14 protein-coding genes and 1 other RNA gene are annotated in these 14,923 nt (G+C 66.3%); 8 read left to right on the plus strand and 7 right to left on the minus strand.

The genetic code is table 11. The features are described 5' to 3' along the window. Nucleotides 1-5: 5 nt before the first annotated feature. Complete coding sequence (locus IB261_RS01645) at nt 6-1,529, plus strand: malonate--CoA ligase (protein ID WP_192383372.1); 1,524 nt, start codon at nt 6-8, stop codon at nt 1,527-1,529. A 209-nt stretch (nt 1,530-1,738) separates the two neighbouring features. Here the strand turns inward: IB261_RS01645 and IB261_RS01650 are convergent, their stop codons facing one another. Further along, nucleotides 1,739-2,716, minus strand: a complete 978-nt coding sequence (locus IB261_RS01650) for an NADPH:quinone oxidoreductase family protein (RefSeq protein ID WP_081519521.1) — start codon at nt 2,714-2,716, stop codon at nt 1,739-1,741. A 162-nt stretch (nt 2,717-2,878) separates the two neighbouring features. Here IB261_RS01650 and IB261_RS01655 point away from each other — a divergent pair, with 162 nt between their 5' ends. From IB261_RS01655 to IB261_RS01670, 4 genes are all read left to right on the plus strand, one after another. After that, nucleotides 2,879-3,292, plus strand: coding sequence for a flagellar basal body-associated protein FliL (locus tag IB261_RS01655; RefSeq protein WP_081519522.1), 414 nt, complete (start codon nt 2,879-2,881; stop codon nt 3,290-3,292). Between the two features lie 220 nt (nt 3,293-3,512). After that, nucleotides 3,513-4,586, plus strand: a complete 1,074-nt coding sequence (locus tag IB261_RS01660) for an HlyD family secretion protein (RefSeq protein ID WP_081519523.1) — start codon at nt 3,513-3,515, stop codon at nt 4,584-4,586. Next, nucleotides 4,583-7,318 (plus strand): ribosome-associated ATPase/putative transporter RbbA, encoded by a 2,736-nt coding sequence (gene rbbA / locus IB261_RS01665; RefSeq protein ID WP_192383371.1) that lies wholly within the window; start codon nt 4,583-4,585, stop codon nt 7,316-7,318. Before IB261_RS01660 ends, rbbA begins: the two co-directional genes overlap by 4 nt. Nucleotide 7,319: 1 nt before the next feature. Next, nucleotides 7,320-8,444 (plus strand): ABC transporter permease, encoded by a 1,125-nt coding sequence (locus tag IB261_RS01670; RefSeq protein ID WP_192383370.1) that lies wholly within the window; start codon nt 7,320-7,322, stop codon nt 8,442-8,444. A gap of 165 nt (nt 8,445-8,609) precedes the next feature. On the opposite strand, the gene IB261_RS01675 is transcribed toward IB261_RS01670, so the two are convergent. Then, nucleotides 8,610-10,469: a sensor domain-containing diguanylate cyclase gene (locus tag IB261_RS01675; RefSeq protein ID WP_081519526.1), complete on the minus strand. Its 1,860-nt coding sequence runs from the start codon at nt 10,467-10,469 to the stop codon at nt 8,610-8,612. 44 nt (nt 10,470-10,513) lie between these two features. Next, complete coding sequence (locus IB261_RS01680; protein ID WP_081519527.1) at nt 10,514-10,975, minus strand: EVE domain-containing protein; 462 nt, start codon at nt 10,973-10,975, stop codon at nt 10,514-10,516. 323 nt (nt 10,976-11,298) lie between these two features. Here IB261_RS01680 and IB261_RS01685 point away from each other — a divergent pair, with 323 nt between their 5' ends. Beyond that, nucleotides 11,299-11,433: a hypothetical protein gene (locus tag IB261_RS01685; protein WP_128082560.1), complete on the plus strand. Its 135-nt coding sequence runs from the start codon at nt 11,299-11,301 to the stop codon at nt 11,431-11,433. Between the two features lie 24 nt (nt 11,434-11,457). On the opposite strand, the gene IB261_RS01690 is transcribed toward IB261_RS01685, so the two are convergent. From IB261_RS01690 to IB261_RS01705, 4 genes are all read right to left on the minus strand, one after another. Further along, a complete protein-coding gene (locus tag IB261_RS01690; protein ID WP_081519528.1) occupies nt 11,458-12,087 on the minus strand; it encodes a 5-formyltetrahydrofolate cyclo-ligase in 630 nt (209 codons plus the stop codon). 9 nt (nt 12,088-12,096) lie between these two features. Next, a non-coding RNA gene (gene ssrS, locus IB261_RS01695) (6S RNA) lies at nt 12,097-12,275 on the minus strand. A 31-nt stretch (nt 12,276-12,306) separates the two neighbouring features. Further along, nucleotides 12,307-12,636, minus strand: a complete 330-nt coding sequence (locus tag IB261_RS01700) for a cell division protein ZapA (RefSeq protein ID WP_045213134.1) — start codon at nt 12,634-12,636, stop codon at nt 12,307-12,309. Beyond that, nucleotides 12,633-12,842, minus strand: a complete 210-nt coding sequence (locus IB261_RS01705) for a TIGR02449 family protein (RefSeq protein ID WP_017521390.1) — start codon at nt 12,840-12,842, stop codon at nt 12,633-12,635. The genes IB261_RS01700 and IB261_RS01705 overlap by 4 nt, the downstream gene beginning before the upstream one ends. A 182-nt stretch (nt 12,843-13,024) precedes the next feature. Between IB261_RS01705 and IB261_RS01710 the strand changes: the two genes are divergently transcribed. After that, nucleotides 13,025-13,579, plus strand: a complete 555-nt coding sequence (locus tag IB261_RS01710) for a UPF0149 family protein (RefSeq protein ID WP_192383369.1) — start codon at nt 13,025-13,027, stop codon at nt 13,577-13,579. A gap of 8 nt (nt 13,580-13,587) precedes the next feature. Beyond that, complete coding sequence (gene pepP / locus IB261_RS01715) at nt 13,588-14,922, plus strand: Xaa-Pro aminopeptidase (protein ID WP_081519531.1); 1,335 nt, start codon at nt 13,588-13,590, stop codon at nt 14,920-14,922. The last annotated feature ends 1 nt before the right edge of the window (nt 14,923 follow it).

The following is a 14,923-nucleotide window of genomic DNA, read 5'->3' on the forward strand; positions in this document are numbered from 1 at the left end:
TCACCATGAACCAGAGCCTTTTCGCCGAAGTCGGCAAACACCTGCCCAGCGACCTTTCCAAGCCGTTCATCCGCACCCCGGATGGCGGCGGCTACAGCTACGCCGACATGCTACGCAGCACCTCGCAGTTCGCCCACGCGCTGGTGGAGCTCGGCGTGCAGCCGGGCGACCGCGTCGCCGTGCAGGTCGACAAGAGCCCCGAGACGGTGATGCTGTACCTCGCCGTGCTGCGCGTCGGCGCGGTTTACCTGCCGCTGAACAGCGGCTACACCGGCGAGGAGCTGCGCTACTTCCTCGATGATGCCGAGCCCTCGTTGTTCGTCTGTGCGCCGGCCTTCGAGGCCCAGGCCCGGGAGCTGGCGAAAGTCAGCGGCGTGGCCCACGTGGAAACCCTCGGCGATGCCGGCAACGGCTCGCTGATGGCCAAGGTGCATGGCAAGCCGGGGCGCTTCGCCGACGTCGAGCGTGCTGCTTCCGATCTCGCCGCGATCCTCTACACCTCCGGCACCACCGGGCGTTCCAAGGGCGCGATGATCAGCCACGGCAACCTGGTCTCCAACGCCCGCGCGCTGGTGGACTACTGGAACATCAGCAGCGAGGACTGGCTGCTCCATGCGCTGCCGATCTTCCACATCCACGGCCTGTTCGTGGCCTGCAACAGCCTGCTGATGGCCGGCGGCTCGATGCTTTTCCTGAGCAAGTTCGACGCGGCGCAGATGCTCAAGCTGCTGCCCCAGGTGAACCTGCTGATGGGCGTGCCGACCTTCTACACGCGCCTGCTCGACCGGCCCGGCCTGACCCGCGAGGCGGTGGCGCACATGCGCCTGTTCATCTCCGGCTCCGCGCCGCTCACCGCCGAGACCCACAAGGCGTTCTCCGAGCGCACCGGCATGGCCATCCTCGAGCGCTACGGCATGACCGAGACCGGCATGAACACCTCCAACCCGCTGGACGGCCAGCGCATCGCCGGCACCGTCGGCTTCCCGCTGCCGGGCGTCGAGTTGCGCATCACCGATCCGGGCCAGGCCGAGCCGAGCCTGCTGCCCCAGGGCGAGCCGGGGATGATCGAAGTGCGCGGGCCGAACGTGTTCCAGGGCTACTGGCGGATGCCGGAAAAGACCGCCGAGGAACTGCGCGCGGACGGCTTCTTCATGACCGGCGACATCGGCTTCATCGATGACCGCGGCTACGTGCAGATCGTCGGCCGCAACAAGGACATGATCATCAGCGGCGGCTTCAACGTTTACCCCAAGGAGCTGGAGGAAATCCTCGACACCTTGCCCGGCGTGGCCGAATCGGCGGTGATCGGCGTGCCGCACCCGGACTTCGGCGAGGGTGTGACCGCCGTGCTGGTGGCCAGCAAGGGCCAGGCGCCGAGCGAGGCGCAGGTGCTTGCCGCGCTGGACGGCAAGCTGGCGCGCTTCAAGCAGCCCAAGCGGGTGATGGTGGTCGACGCGCTGCCGCGCAACGTGATGGGTAAGGTGCAGAAGAATGTGCTGCGCGAGCAGTTCAAGGCGTTGTATTCCTAAGCCCCGGTTTTTCTCGCGAACCGGTGCCGGGACTGGTGGACACTCATGTTGGCTCCGCTCCCCTCACCCTAGCCCTCTCCCAGAGGGAGAGGGGATCGTTCGGTGCAGGATGAGACCATGCCGTCAGCCGGCACGATGTGCTCCCTCTCCCTCTGGGAGAGGGTTGGGGTGAGGGCCGATCCGAACGCAGAGTTATCCAGCAGGAGCGCTCAGCGAACAGTCACCACCACCTTGCCGACCGCCTTGCGCTGGCCCAGGTGGTTGATCGCGTCGGCCGCCTGTTCCAGCGGGTAGGTCTGGGACACCAGCGGCTTGATCTTGCCTTCGGCGAACCAGGCGAACAGCTGCTGGAAGTTCGCTGCGTTGTCCTGCGGCTGGCGCTGGGCGAAGGAGCCCCAGAACACGCCAACCAGCGAGGCGCCCTTGAGCAGGGTGAGGTTGGCTGGCAGCGACGGGATGGTGCCGCTGGCGAAGCCGACCACCAGCATGCGGCCGTTCCAGGCGATGGAGCGGAAGGCTTCCTCGAACAGGTCGCCGCCCACCGGGTCGTAGATCACGTCCACGCCCTGGCCGCCGGTGAGTTCCTTGAGCTTGTCCTTCAGGCTGCCTTCGCTGTAGTTGATCAGCACGTCGGCGCCGGCGGCCTTGGCCACTTCGAGCTTGGCTTCGCTGCTGGCGGCGGCGATGACCTTGGCGCCCATGGCCTTGCCGATCTCAACGGCGGCCAGGCCCACGCCGCCGGAGGCGCCGAGCACCAGCAGGGTCTCGCCCGGCTGCAGGTTGGCGCGCTGTTTGAGCGCGTGCATGGAGGTGCCGTAGGTCATGCCGAAGGCGGCGGCGCTGGCGAAGTCCATGCCGTCGGGGATCGGCATCACGCTGTAGCCGGGCACCGCCACTTCCTCGGCGAAGCTGCCCCAGCCGGTCAGCGCCATCACGCGGTCGCCGGGTTTCACATGGCTGACTTTCTCACCGACCGCGCCGACCACGCCGGCCGCCTCGCCACCCGGGGAGAACGGGAAGGGCGGCTTGAACTGGTACTTGCCCTCGATGATCAGGGTGTCGGGGAAGTTCACCCCGGCGGCATGGACCTGCAGCAGGACTTCGTTCTTCTTCGGCTCGGGGCTGGCGATGTCTTCCAGCACCAGGGTTTCGGCGGGGCCGAAGGCTTTGCACAGCACGGCTTTCATGAGGACGTACTCCGTTGGAGGTTCTTCTTTGTGAGTAGAGGGCCAGTGTAGGAGCGCGGGCACAGGGGGCAAATCACCATGGCCTGGGCTTATGCCCCGATATAGCTTGGGCGGCGGCGCGAGTGTGGCTATCCTTTGCCCATCGAATCCGGAGACACCGCCTTGAGAGCTTTCCTCGCCCTGTTGCTGGCCTTTTCCTTCAGTACCTTCGTCATGGCTTCCGAATCCGAGGAAGCCAAGCCGGAAGACGCCAACAAGCCCGTGTTCATCGACCTTACCCCGGCGCTGGTGGGCAACTATGGCAGCGGTCCGCGCCTGAAGTACTTCAAGGCCGACATCGCGCTGAAGGTCACCGGCAAGGAGGCCTCCGAGAAGGTCGAACACCACGAGCCGCTGATCCGCAACCAGTTGGTTATGCTGTTCGCCCAGCAGACCGACGACTCCCTCGGCAGCGTCGACGGCAAGGAGAAACTGCGCCAGGAAGCCCTCAAGCAGGTGCAGACCGCCCTCCAGCAGGAGGAGGGCAAGCCGCTGGTGGACGACCTGCTGTTCAACAACCTGATCGTCCAGCCCTGATCCCCTCCGGGCTGCGCCTGCATGAGTGCGCCTCATGCAGGCCAAGCGACACCCGGCTGCGGCTGCTCGCCGCAATGCTGGGCTGAAAGCCCCGCCTCACAAGGCGCGTAGGAAATTTCCGGCGCACGCCTGACCTGAATCAAACCCCGTTTACCGCTGGTCGCCGAACATCCCCTCATGATCCGCTCGAATTCGAGCGCCTGGACAAAGGGGAAATCGGATGACAGGAAAGGCAAAAAGCTGGCGCACCCGTGGTCTCGCGGTGCTCGTGGTGGCCGTGCTCGCCGCGCTGGCCTGGCAGACGTTCAAGCCGACGGGGCTGCCCGAAGGTTTCGCCAGTGGCAATGGGCGCATCGAGGCCACCGAAGTCGACGTGGCCACCAAGCTGCCCGGCCGCGTGGCGGAAATCCTGGTGGACGAAGGCGACTTCGTGAAGGCCGGCGACGTGGTGGCGAAGATGGACACCCAGGTGCTCCAGGCCCAGCTCGCCCAGGCCCAGGCGGAAGTGCGGCGGGCGCAGAACGCCCAGCTCACCGCACAATCCCTGGTGGCCCAGCGCACCAGCGAGAAATCCACCGCCGAAGCCATAGTCGCGCAACGCCAGGCGGAGCTCACCGCCGCGCAGAAGCGCTTCACCCGCACCGAACAGCTGGTCAAGCGCAACGCCCTGCCGCAACAGCAACTGGACGACGACCGCGCCACCCTGCAAAGCGCCCAGGCGGCGCTGGCCGCGGCTCGCTCGCAGGTGGTCTCGGCGCAGGCCGGCATCTCCGCCGCGCGCTCCCAGGTGATCGAGGCGCAGTCGGCCATCGAGGCTGCCACCGCGAGCGTCGAGCGCCTGCAGGCAGATATCGACGACAGCCTGCTCAAGGCCCCGCGCAACGGCCGTGTGCAGTACCGCGTGGCGCAGCCGGGCGAAGTGCTGGCGGCCGGCGGCAAGCTGCTCAACATGGTCGACCTGGCCGACGTCTACATGACCTTCTTCCTGCCCTCTGGCCAGGCCGGCAAGGTCGCGCTGGGCCAGGAAGTGCACCTGGTGATCGACGCCGTGCCCGAGTACGTGATCCCGGCCAAGGTGTCCTACGTGGCCAGCGTCGCGCAGTTCACGCCCAAGACCGTGGAGACCGCCAACGAGCGCGAGAAGCTGATGTTCCGGGTCAAGGCGCGCCTCGATCCGGGCCTGCTGGAGAAGTACATCACCTACGTGAAGACCGGCGTGCCGGGCATGGCCTACCTGCGTCTCGACCCGCAGGTGCAGTGGCCGGCTGAGCTGCAGATCAAGGTCCCGCAATGAACGCCGCCGACTGCGTGGCCCGTCTGGCTGGCGTCTCGCTGCGCTACGGCGAGACCCGCGCAGTGGACGACGTCACCCTGGAAATCCCGGCCAACCGCATGGTCGGCCTGATCGGCCCGGACGGCGTCGGCAAGTCCAGCCTGCTGGCGCTGCTGGCCGGTGCGCGGAAGATGCAGGACGGCGAAATCCAGGTGCTCGGCGGCGACATGCGCGATGCGCGCCACCGCCGCGCCGTGTGCCCGCGCATCGCCTACATGCCGCAGGGCCTGGGCAAGAACCTCTATCCGACGCTCTCGGTGTTCGAGAACGTCGATTTCTTCGGCCGCCTGTTCGGCCACGACAAGGCCGAGCGCGAGCGGCGCATCGCCGACCTGCTGCACAGCACAGGGCTGGCGCCCTTCGCCGAGCGCCCGGCGGGCAAGCTTTCCGGCGGCATGAAGCAGAAGCTCGGGCTGTGCTGCGCGTTGATCCACGACCCTGACCTGCTGATCCTCGACGAGCCCACCACCGGCGTCGACCCGCTGTCGCGTAACCAGTTCTGGGAGCTGATCGCGCGCATCCGCACTGGCCGCGAAGGCATGAGCGTACTGGTGGCTACCGCCTACATGGAGGAGGCCGAGCGCTTCGACCACCTGGTGGCGATGGACGACGGCAAGGTGCTCGCCACTGGCACGCCCGCCGAATTGCGCGCGCACACCGGTACGCAGAATCTCGAAGAAGCCTTCATCGCGTTGTTGCCCGAGAGCAAGCGCGCCGGCCACCACAAGCTGGTGATTCCACCGCGGCCGCAGCCTGACGGCGCGCCGCAGATCGCCATCGAGGCCGAGGGGCTGACCTGCCGCTTCGGCGATTTCGTCGCGGTGGACCGCGTCAGCTTCCGCATCGAGCGCGGGGAAATCTTCGGCTTCCTCGGCTCCAACGGCTGCGGCAAGTCCACCACCATGAAGATGCTCACCGGCCTGCTGCCCGCCAGCGAGGGTACCTGCGCGCTGTTCGGCCAGCCGGTGAACGCCAATGACATGGAGACCCGTCGGCGCGTCGGCTACATGTCCCAGGCCTTCTCGCTGTACGCCGAGCTGACGGTGCTGCAGAACCTCGAACTGCACGCCAAGCTGTTTCACATCCCGCATGAGCAGATCGGCCCGCGCGTCGAGGAGATGCTCCAGCGCTTCGACCTGGGCAAGGTCAAGGGCGAGCTGCCCGACAGCCTGCCGCTGGGCATCCGCCAGCGCTTGTCGCTGGCCGTGGCGGTGATCCACAAACCGGAAATCCTGATCCTCGACGAGCCCACCTCGGGCGTCGACCCGGTGGCCCGCGACGGTTTCTGGGAGCTGATGGTGGAGCTGTCGCGCAACGACGGCGTGACCATCTTCATCTCCACCCACTTCATGAACGAGGCCGAGCGCTGCGACCGCATCTCGCTGATGCATGCCGGCAAGGTGCTCGACAGCGATACACCGCAGGGCTTGATCGACAAGCGTGGCCTGCCGACCCTGGAAGCCACCTTCATCGCCTACCTGGAAGAGGCCGCCGGCAGCGCCCCGGTGGCCGACGCCACGCCGGCTCCCGAGCAGCCCGCCGAGTCCGCCCGCTACAAGGGCAGCGACCGCTTCAGCTGGTTGCGCCTGTTCAGCTATGCACGCCGCGAGGCCATGGAACTGCGCCGCGACCCGATCCGCCTGACCCTGGCGCTGGTGGGCACCGCGCTGCTGATGTTCATCATCGGCTACGGCATCAACATGGACGTCGAGGACCTCACCTACGCGGTGCTCGACCGCGACCAGACCACCACCAGCCAGGCCTATGCGCTGAACATTTCCGGCTCGCGCTACTTCATCGAGAAGGCGCCGATCCAGAACCCCGAGGAGCTGGAGCGGCGCCTGCGCAGCGGTGACATCAGCCTGGCCGTGGAGATCCCACCGAATTTCGGCCGTGACTTGAAGCGCGGCGCCGACCCGGCCATAGGCGTGTGGATCGACGGCGCCATGCCGACCCGCGCCAACACCGTGCTCGGCTATGTGCAGGGGCTGCACGCCAGCTACCTGGCCGACCTCGCGCGGCAGAGTGGCAGCAGCGCCGCCAGCGCGGCGGCGAGCACCGAGGTGCGCTTCCGCTACAACCCGGACGTGGAGAGCCTCAAGGCCATGGTGCCGGCGGTGATCCCGCTGCTGCTGATCATGATTCCGGCGATGCTTACCGCCCTGGGCGTGGTGCGCGAGAAGGAGCTGGGCTCGATCACCAACCTCTACGTCACCCCGGTCACGCGCCTGGAGTTCCTGCTCGGCAAGCAGCTGCCCTACATCGGCATGGGCATGATCAACTTCGTGCTGATGCTGGCCATGGCCGTGCTGCTGTTCCAGGTGCCGCTCAAGGGCAGTTTCCTGGCCCTGCTGGTGGGTGCGTTCCTCTACGTGGTGACCAGCACCGGCCTCGGCCTGTTGCTCTCGACCTTCATGAAGAGCCAGATCGCTGCGGTGTTCGGTACCGCGATCGCCACCATGATCCCGGCGATCCAGTTCTCCGGGCTGATCCATCCGGTGTCGTCGCTCGAGGGTGCGGCAGCGGTGATCGGCCAGCTCTACCCGACCTCGCACTTCCTGATCGTCAGCCGAGGCGCCTTCTCCAAGGCGCTGGGTTTTGCCGACCTGTGGGTCTACTACCTGCCGTTGCTGGCGATGGTGGTGGTGCTGACGCTGCTCAGCGTGGCCTGCCTGAAGAAGCAGGAGGTCTGAGATGAACAAGCTGGCGAACATCTTCAACCTCGGCATCAAGGAATTCCGCAGCCTGGGTCGCGACTACGCAATGCTGATCCTGATTGCCTGGGCCTTCACCCTGGGCGTCTACAGCTCGGCCACCGGCGTGCCGGAAACCCTGCACCACGCGCCGATCGCCATCGTCGACGAGGACCAGTCGCAGCTCTCCTCGCGCATCGCCAACGCCTTCCAGCCGCCGTATTTCCGGGTGCCGGAAATGATCGGCCACGCGCAGATGGACCGCGGCATGGACGTCGGCCTGTACACCTTCACCCTGGATATCCCGCCGGACTTCCAGCGCGACGTGCTGGCCGGGCGGCAGCCGGCGATCCAGGTCAACGTCGATGCGACGCAGACCGGCCAGGCCTTCTCCGGCGCCGGCTACATCCAGAACATCGTCGGCACCGAGGTCAGCGAGTTCGTCAGCCGTTACCGCGCCGAGGCGGCTATGCCGGCGGAGCTGGCGGTGCGTATGGAATTCAACCCGAACCTGACCCAGGCCTGGTTCGGCGCGGTGATGGAGGTGATCAACCAGATCACCATGCTGTCGATCATCCTCACCGGCGCCGCGCTGATCCGCGAGCGCGAGCACGGCACGGTGGAACACCTGCTGGTGATGCCGCTGACCGCGTTCGAGATCATGATGGCCAAGGTCTGGTCCATGGGCACCGTGGTGCTGGTGGCGGCGGCGATCTCGCTGCAACTGGTGGTGCGCGGCTGGCTGGACGTGCCGATCAGCGGTTCGGTGGGGCTGTTCCTGCTGGGTGCGGCGCTGCACCTGTTCGCCACCACCTCCATGGGCATCTTCATCGGCACCGTGGCCCGCTCGATGCCGCAACTTGGGTTGCTGGTGATCCTCACCCTGATGCCGCTGCAGATTCTTTCCGGCGGCACCACGCCGCGCGAGAGCATGCCGGAGCTGGTGCAGAACATCATGCTGGCAGCGCCGACCACGCACTTCGTCAGCCTGGCCCAGGCGATCCTCTATCGCGGCGCGGACCTGTCGATCGTCTGGCCGCAATTGCTGGCCATCGTCGGGATCGGTGCGGCTTTCTTCTTCGGCGCGCTCTGGCGCTTCCGTCGGACCATCGGGCAGATGGCCTGACGCTGAACGGGACGCCGCTGTGCCATGCATTCCCCTCACCCTAACCCTCTCCCAGAGGGAGAGGGGACTGGTCGGCGCAGGATGAAACCATGGCCTCAGCCGGCACGGACGGCTCCCTCTCCCCCTGGGAGAGGGCTGGGGTGAGGGAGTCCCTCGCACGGACTGTCAGGAAAGCGTGCGCTCGGCCATATCCACCGGCCACACGCACGTCTGGTTGCGGCCCTTGTGCTTGGCCGCGTAGAGCGCCTGGTCAGCCTGGGCGATCAGCTGATCCGGCTCGGCGTCCTGCCCCGGCGTGGCGATGGCCAGGCCGATACTCACGGTCAGTCGTCCCAGCTCAGCGGACGGGTGCGCGATGCCCATCTGGGCCACGCGCTGGTGGACGCGCGCGGCGACATGACTGGCGCCTTCCAGCCCGGTGTCGGTGAGGATGATGACGAACTCTTCGCCACCATACCGGCAAGCCACATCGCCTTCGCGTTGCAGGCATTCCTGCAGGCAACTGGCGAGGCGCCGCAGTGCGTCGTCGCCGGCCAGGTGGCCGAGGCAGTCGTTGAAGCGCTTGAAATGGTCGACGTCGAGCATCAGTACCGCCAGCGGCGCGTCGGCGCGGCGCAGGCGGCGCCATTCGCTCTGCAGCTGGCGGTCGAAATAGCGGCGGTTGAACAGGCCGGTGAGGCCGTCCTGTTGCGAGAGCTTGTGCAGCTGCGCTTCCAGTTGCAGGCGCTCGCTGTTGTCGCGGGCCACGGCGATCAGGTAGTCGCGGTCGCCCTGGTGGATCAGCTGGGTGTTGATCTCCGCCGGCTGCAGGCTGCCGTCGCGGCGCTGCATCTCGCGCTGGAAGATCATCGACAGGTTCAACCGATGCGCCTGCTGCACCAGCTGGAGCCAGGCGTGGAATCCGGGGATCAGCCGCTCCGGGTCATCGCGCAGCAGGTGGCGGAACTCCTCGGCGCTGTAGCCCAGGCCGTTGTAAGTGGCGCGGTTCATGTGCAGCAGCTCGCGCTGTTGCAGGTCGAAGATGAACAGCGCGTCACGGCTGGAGTCGGTGAGGTCCAGCGCCAGTTGTAGCCGTTCGCGGCTGTCGCGCAGATGTGCTTCCACCGACTGGCGTTGCTCTGCTTCCTGGCTGAGCAACTGGTTGCTGGCGCTCAGCGCGGTGGCTCGGCGGGCGTTCTCGCGGGCGAGGAACAGCGCCGCCACCAGCAGCAGGCTGATAGCCACGCCGCTGCCGAACACCACCATCGGCAACGGCGTGGACAGTGATTGCACGAGGGCCGGAGTGGGGCTGAGCTCCAGCTCGAAGCTGCGGTTGTTGAGCAGTCGTAGCGGCACCTGCAGGGTCTGTTCGGCATCGCCGGCGGGCTGGTCGCGCACGTAGAGTGGCCGGCCGTGCTCCAGCAGGCGCACGCTGAACAGGTGGTTGTCCGCCTGCCTGAGCAGGTTGTCCATCAGCGGGCCGACGCGGAAGACGCCCTGCATGAAGCCGTCGAACTGCAGCTGGTTGTTGGCATCGCGCAGGTAAACCGGGGTGTAGAGCACGAAGCCGCGCCCGCCCTGGACCAGCTCCACGCTGTCGCTCAGGCGTGGCTTGCCGCTGTCGCGGGCGGACATCGCCGTCGCGTAGTTGGGGTGCTGCGGGGAAAGCCGGAAGTTCAGCGCCGCCTCGTTGCCCTGCAGGGGTTCCAGCCAGCGGATGCGCAGCTCCGGGTCGGCCCACTGGATCGACTGGTAGCCGGGGAAGCTGCGCACGTAGAAGCGCGCGTCCAGCTCCCATTCCGCACGGGGCATGCGGCCATGGTGGGTCCACAGCTGGGCGAGCAGGTCCAGGCCCTGGACCTGCTCGTGGAGGTTGGCTTCCAGCTGGTGCGCGAGGCTGCGCCCCTGGTAGGTCAGGCGCTCCTGTACGCGCTGCCGCTCGCTGCTCGCCAGTTCCTCACCCAGCCAGGCACTGGCAAGCAGGAGCACGCAGAGCAGACCGCCAAGCCCGAGGTAGGAAGCTAGTGAGGACTGAAGGCGGTGCATGCGGCGAATTCCGGGGGCTTCAGTAACCTAATAGCACAGTGCCTCTACTTGTGCGCCAGGCCGACGACGATCGCCCACTGTTCGGCAGTGACCGGCATCACCGACAGGCGGCTGCCCTTTTGCACCAGGGGCATCTCTTCCAGCCCGGCCTGAGCCTTGAGCGTGCCCAGCGGCAGCACCGAGCGAAAGGCCTCGACGAAGCTCACGTCGCGGGCCGTCCAGGGGTTCTTCTCGTCGCTGGCCTTGGGGTCGTGGTAATGGCTTTTCGGGTCGAGCGCGGTCGGGTCGGGGTAGGGCTCGCCGTCGATCTGCGCGATGCCTGCGATGCCCGGCTCGGGGCAACTGGAGTGGTAGAAGAAGAACAGGTCGCCCGGCTGCATGCTGCGCATGAAGTTGCGTGCCTGGTAATTGCGCACGCCGTCCCAGCGCGCGGTTTTCAGACGCTGCAGGTCGTGGATCGAGAGTTCGTCGGGCTCGGATTTCATCAGCCAGTAAGCGCGTGCCATCCGCGAGGGTCTCCTTGTGCGTGGCGGGTAATGATCTTTTCTGATTTGGCTAAGGGTAGGCGGGCAGGCGTTTCCCTGCGACAAGCTGCCGGCTCGCCGGAAACAAATTGTAGGAAGAAGATGTAGGAATACCGGCATGAACATTGCCTGAAAGTGCCGGAAGTTTTGGGGGCGACTGCTCCTCCGACGATCGGTTGGCGTCAGAATTGCGAGAAGCTTTTCATTGTCGGAGAATGCCGCCGTTTTTAGCTTGGCCTGCCGGACGGATAAAAAAACCACCGCCGGCCATCGTTGACAGTTTGCCTGGAAGGGGGAGGCAATCGATGAAACGCAAGCCTGATCTTTTGTGGGTGTTGGTAATACTTTTCGGTCTGGGTGTCGTCACTACCGGTTACACCCAGAGCCTGTGGGAACAACGCCAGGGCAACGCCCCGGTGCAGGTCACCCAGCAGCCCTGATCCAGGGGATTGCTGCCGCCACGGTTATCGCAAGGAACGCGATGCCGTCGCGAGACGGCCATACCAGCCGCCGTCCGTCACTATGCCCATCAGCGGCACATCCCAGCTCGCCAGTTCCAGCTTGTCGACCTTCTGGCACTCGTGCGCCAGGCCCAATAGCGTCGGTTTCTGCCAATTTTTGCGCATGCCCAGGTAGGCCAGGGTCCGGTCGTAGAACCCCTTGCCCATCCCCAGGCGGCCGCCCTGCGGGTCAAAACCGACCAGCGGTAGCAGCAGCAGGTCCAGCGCCCAGGCGGGGCGCTGGCGCCCGCGGTCGGCCTGCGGTTCGGCGATGTTGAAGCGGTTGCGTACCCAGCGCTCGCCGATGCCTACCTGCTGGAAGGTCATGTGCGTGCGCGGCCAGTCGGAGAGCACCGGCAGGTAGGTCGCCTTGCCGCGCTTCTGCGCAGCCTTCATCAACGGGCGCGGATCGATTTCGCCGTCAGCCGGCAGGTACAGAGCAATGTGCTTCGCCCGGCGGAACAGCGGATGCTGCGCGAGCTGGCGATACAGGGCCTGGGCGGCGAGACGTTGCTGAAGGGGAGTGAGCGCGCGTCTGGCCTGGCGCAGCTGGCGGCGCAGGGCAGGGCGGGAAAGACCATCGGAGTGAATCATGGAAGGGTAAAGCTCCCCGGACATGCCGCTGTCGGGTTAGCCCTTGAACCCGAGAGTTCAAGGTGGTGGTTGCAGTAGGCTTTAAGGCTTTCCGTCGTGCGGACATGCACACCAGCCCAACTGGCAACCCCCGTTGTTGCAATTATCGGCTCAGGGACATCACCGACTGGCAAACACACCAGGGAGCGAGGCGATTATACCCCAAGGAAATTTCCCTGGTCAGACTTCACCCTGGTCTTTATCGGTGGTAGGGGTGTCTGTGGTCAGGGCGCGATCCACGCGCTCGAGCAGTTCGCGCACGCGCTCACGGGTGGAGCCGCTGTCGTGCTCGACGCGCTCCTGCTTGTGCAGCAGGTCGTGGGTGATGTTCAGGGCCGCCATCACCGCGACACGGTCGGCACCTATCACTTTGCCGCTGGAACGGATCTCGCGCATCTTGCTGTCCAGATAGCGCGCGGCGCTTTCCAGGTTGACGCGCTCGTCCGCAGGGCACGCGATGCAGTACTCCTTGTCGAGGATTTGGACGTTCAGGGTATTCGACTGGCTCATGAGTCCTGCTCCAGGGCTTTAAGACGCAAAATCATCGCTTCGACCTTCTGCCGAGCCAAATCGTTCTTCTCGATCAGATGGGCGCGTTCTTCCCGCCAGCTTTTCTCGTTCGCCCGCAGCAGCCGGTTCTCGGCCTTTAGCTGTTCCAGGCGCTGGAGCAGCAGGTCGAACTTGGCGATCAGCGCGTGCAGGTCGGCGTCTTCCATGGGCTCTCGCTTGGGAGTTGCTTAAGTAATCGAGAACTATATAGGACTGCCGTGGGGGTGGGTCAACGCACGGCTGCCCGGCGCGTCGTCACATGGTCTTGCGGTGTGCGCCGGTGCTAGGATAACGGACCATATTCTATGCGCGGCGCCTGATGGCGCCTAGCCGTCACCCGGGTTCGATCATGTCCACTTCCAGCTCCGCCTATACCGCCTTCGCCGCCCTGCTCGCCGAGGCCGCCCTGCCCATTTCCCCCGCCGAACTGCACGGCCACCTGCTCGGCCGCGTCTGCGCCGGGTCTGGTTTCGACCAGGGCGAATGGCTGCAGGCCGCCGGTGAACTGCTCGGCGGCGAGCCGGGCGAGCGCCTGGGCGCGGCCTTGGGCGGCCTACTGGGCATGGTCCAGCAGGATTTCAGCCAGGGCGAGATGGCCGTGGTGCTGATGCTGCCCAATGACGATGCGCCGCTGGCCGAGCGCGCCGTGGCCCTGGGCCAGTGGTGCCAGGGCTTCCTCGCCGGCTTCGGCCTGGCGCTGCGTTCCCCCAGCCTGTCCGACGAAGCCGACGAAGTGCTGCAGGACATCGCCGCCATCGCCCAGGTCGGCGGCCAGCTGGAAGAATCCGAAGACGGCGAGGCCGACTACATGGAAGTGCAGGAGTACCTGCGCGTCGCCCCGCTGCTGCTGTTCTCCGAATTCGGCAAGGTGCCGGCACCGGCCGAGAAACTCTCCCTGCATTGAGGTCGCGCATGATCCGTATCGCCAAGTCGGAATACGCCCGTCGTCGCAAGGCGCTGATGGCGCAGATGGAACCCAACAGCATCGCCATTCTCCCGGCGGCGCCGATGTACATCCGCAACCGCGACGTCGAGCACGTCTACCGCCAGGACAGCGATTTCCAGTACCTCACCGGCTTCCCCGAGCCGGAAGCGGTGATGGCGCTGATCCCCGGCCGCGAGCATGGCGAGTACGTGCTGTTCTGCCGCGAGCGCGATCCGGAGCGTGAACTCTGGGACGGCCTGCGCGCCGGCCAGGACGGTGCCATCGGCACCTTCGGCGCCGACGACGCCTTCCCCATCGGCGATATCGACGACATCCTTCCCGGCCTGATCGAGGGCCGCGACCGCGTGTACTACGCGCTGGGCGCCAACCAGGAATTCGACCGCCGGCTGATGGACTGGATCAACGTGATCCGCTCCAAGGCGCGCCAGGGTGCGCAGCCGCCGAACGAGTTCGTCGCCCTCGACCACCTGCTGCACGACCAGCGCCTGTACAAGAGCGCCGGCGAGGTGAAGGTGATGCGCTATGCCGCGGAAGTCTCCGCCGGTGCGCACATCCGCGCCATGCAGGCCTGCCGTCCGGGCCTCTACGAGTTCCACCTGGAAGCCGAGCTGGAATACGCCTTCCGCCTGGGCGGCGCGAAGATGCCGGCCTACGGCTCCATCGTCGCCACCGGCCGCAACGCCTGCATCCTGCACTACCGGGAGAACGACGCGCAGATCAAGGACGGCGACCTGATCCTGATTGACGCCGGCTGCGAGATCGACTGCTACGCCAGCGACATCACCCGCACCTTCCCCGCCAGCGGCACCTTCAGCCCCGAGCAGAAGGCCATCTACCAGCTGGTGCTGGATGCCAACATGGCGGCCTTCGACTACATCGCTCCGGGCCGCCACTGGAACGAAGCCCACGAGGCCACCGTGCGGGTCATCACCGCTGGCCTGGTGGAGCTGGGCCTGCTCAAGGGCGACGTCGACGAGCTGATCGAGCGCGAAGCCTACAAGGCCTTCTACATGCACCGTGCCGGCCACTGGCTGGGCATGGACGTGCACGATGTCGGCGAGTACCGCGTCGGCGGCGAATGGCGCGTGCTCGAACCGGGCATGGCGATGACCGTCGAGCCGGGCATCTACATCTCCCCGGACAACACCGACGTGCCGAAGAAGTGGCGCGGCATCGGCGTGCGCATCGAGGACGATGTGGTCGTGACCAAGACCGGCTGCGAAGTGCTGACCAATGGCGTGCCGAAAACCGTCGCCGAGATCGAAGCGCTGATGGCCGAGGCCAAGGCCCAGGCCGCCTGAC

This window comes from Pseudomonas sp. PDM20 (assembly GCF_014852575.3).
Lineage (GTDB): Bacteria > Pseudomonadota > Gammaproteobacteria > Pseudomonadales > Pseudomonadaceae > Pseudomonas.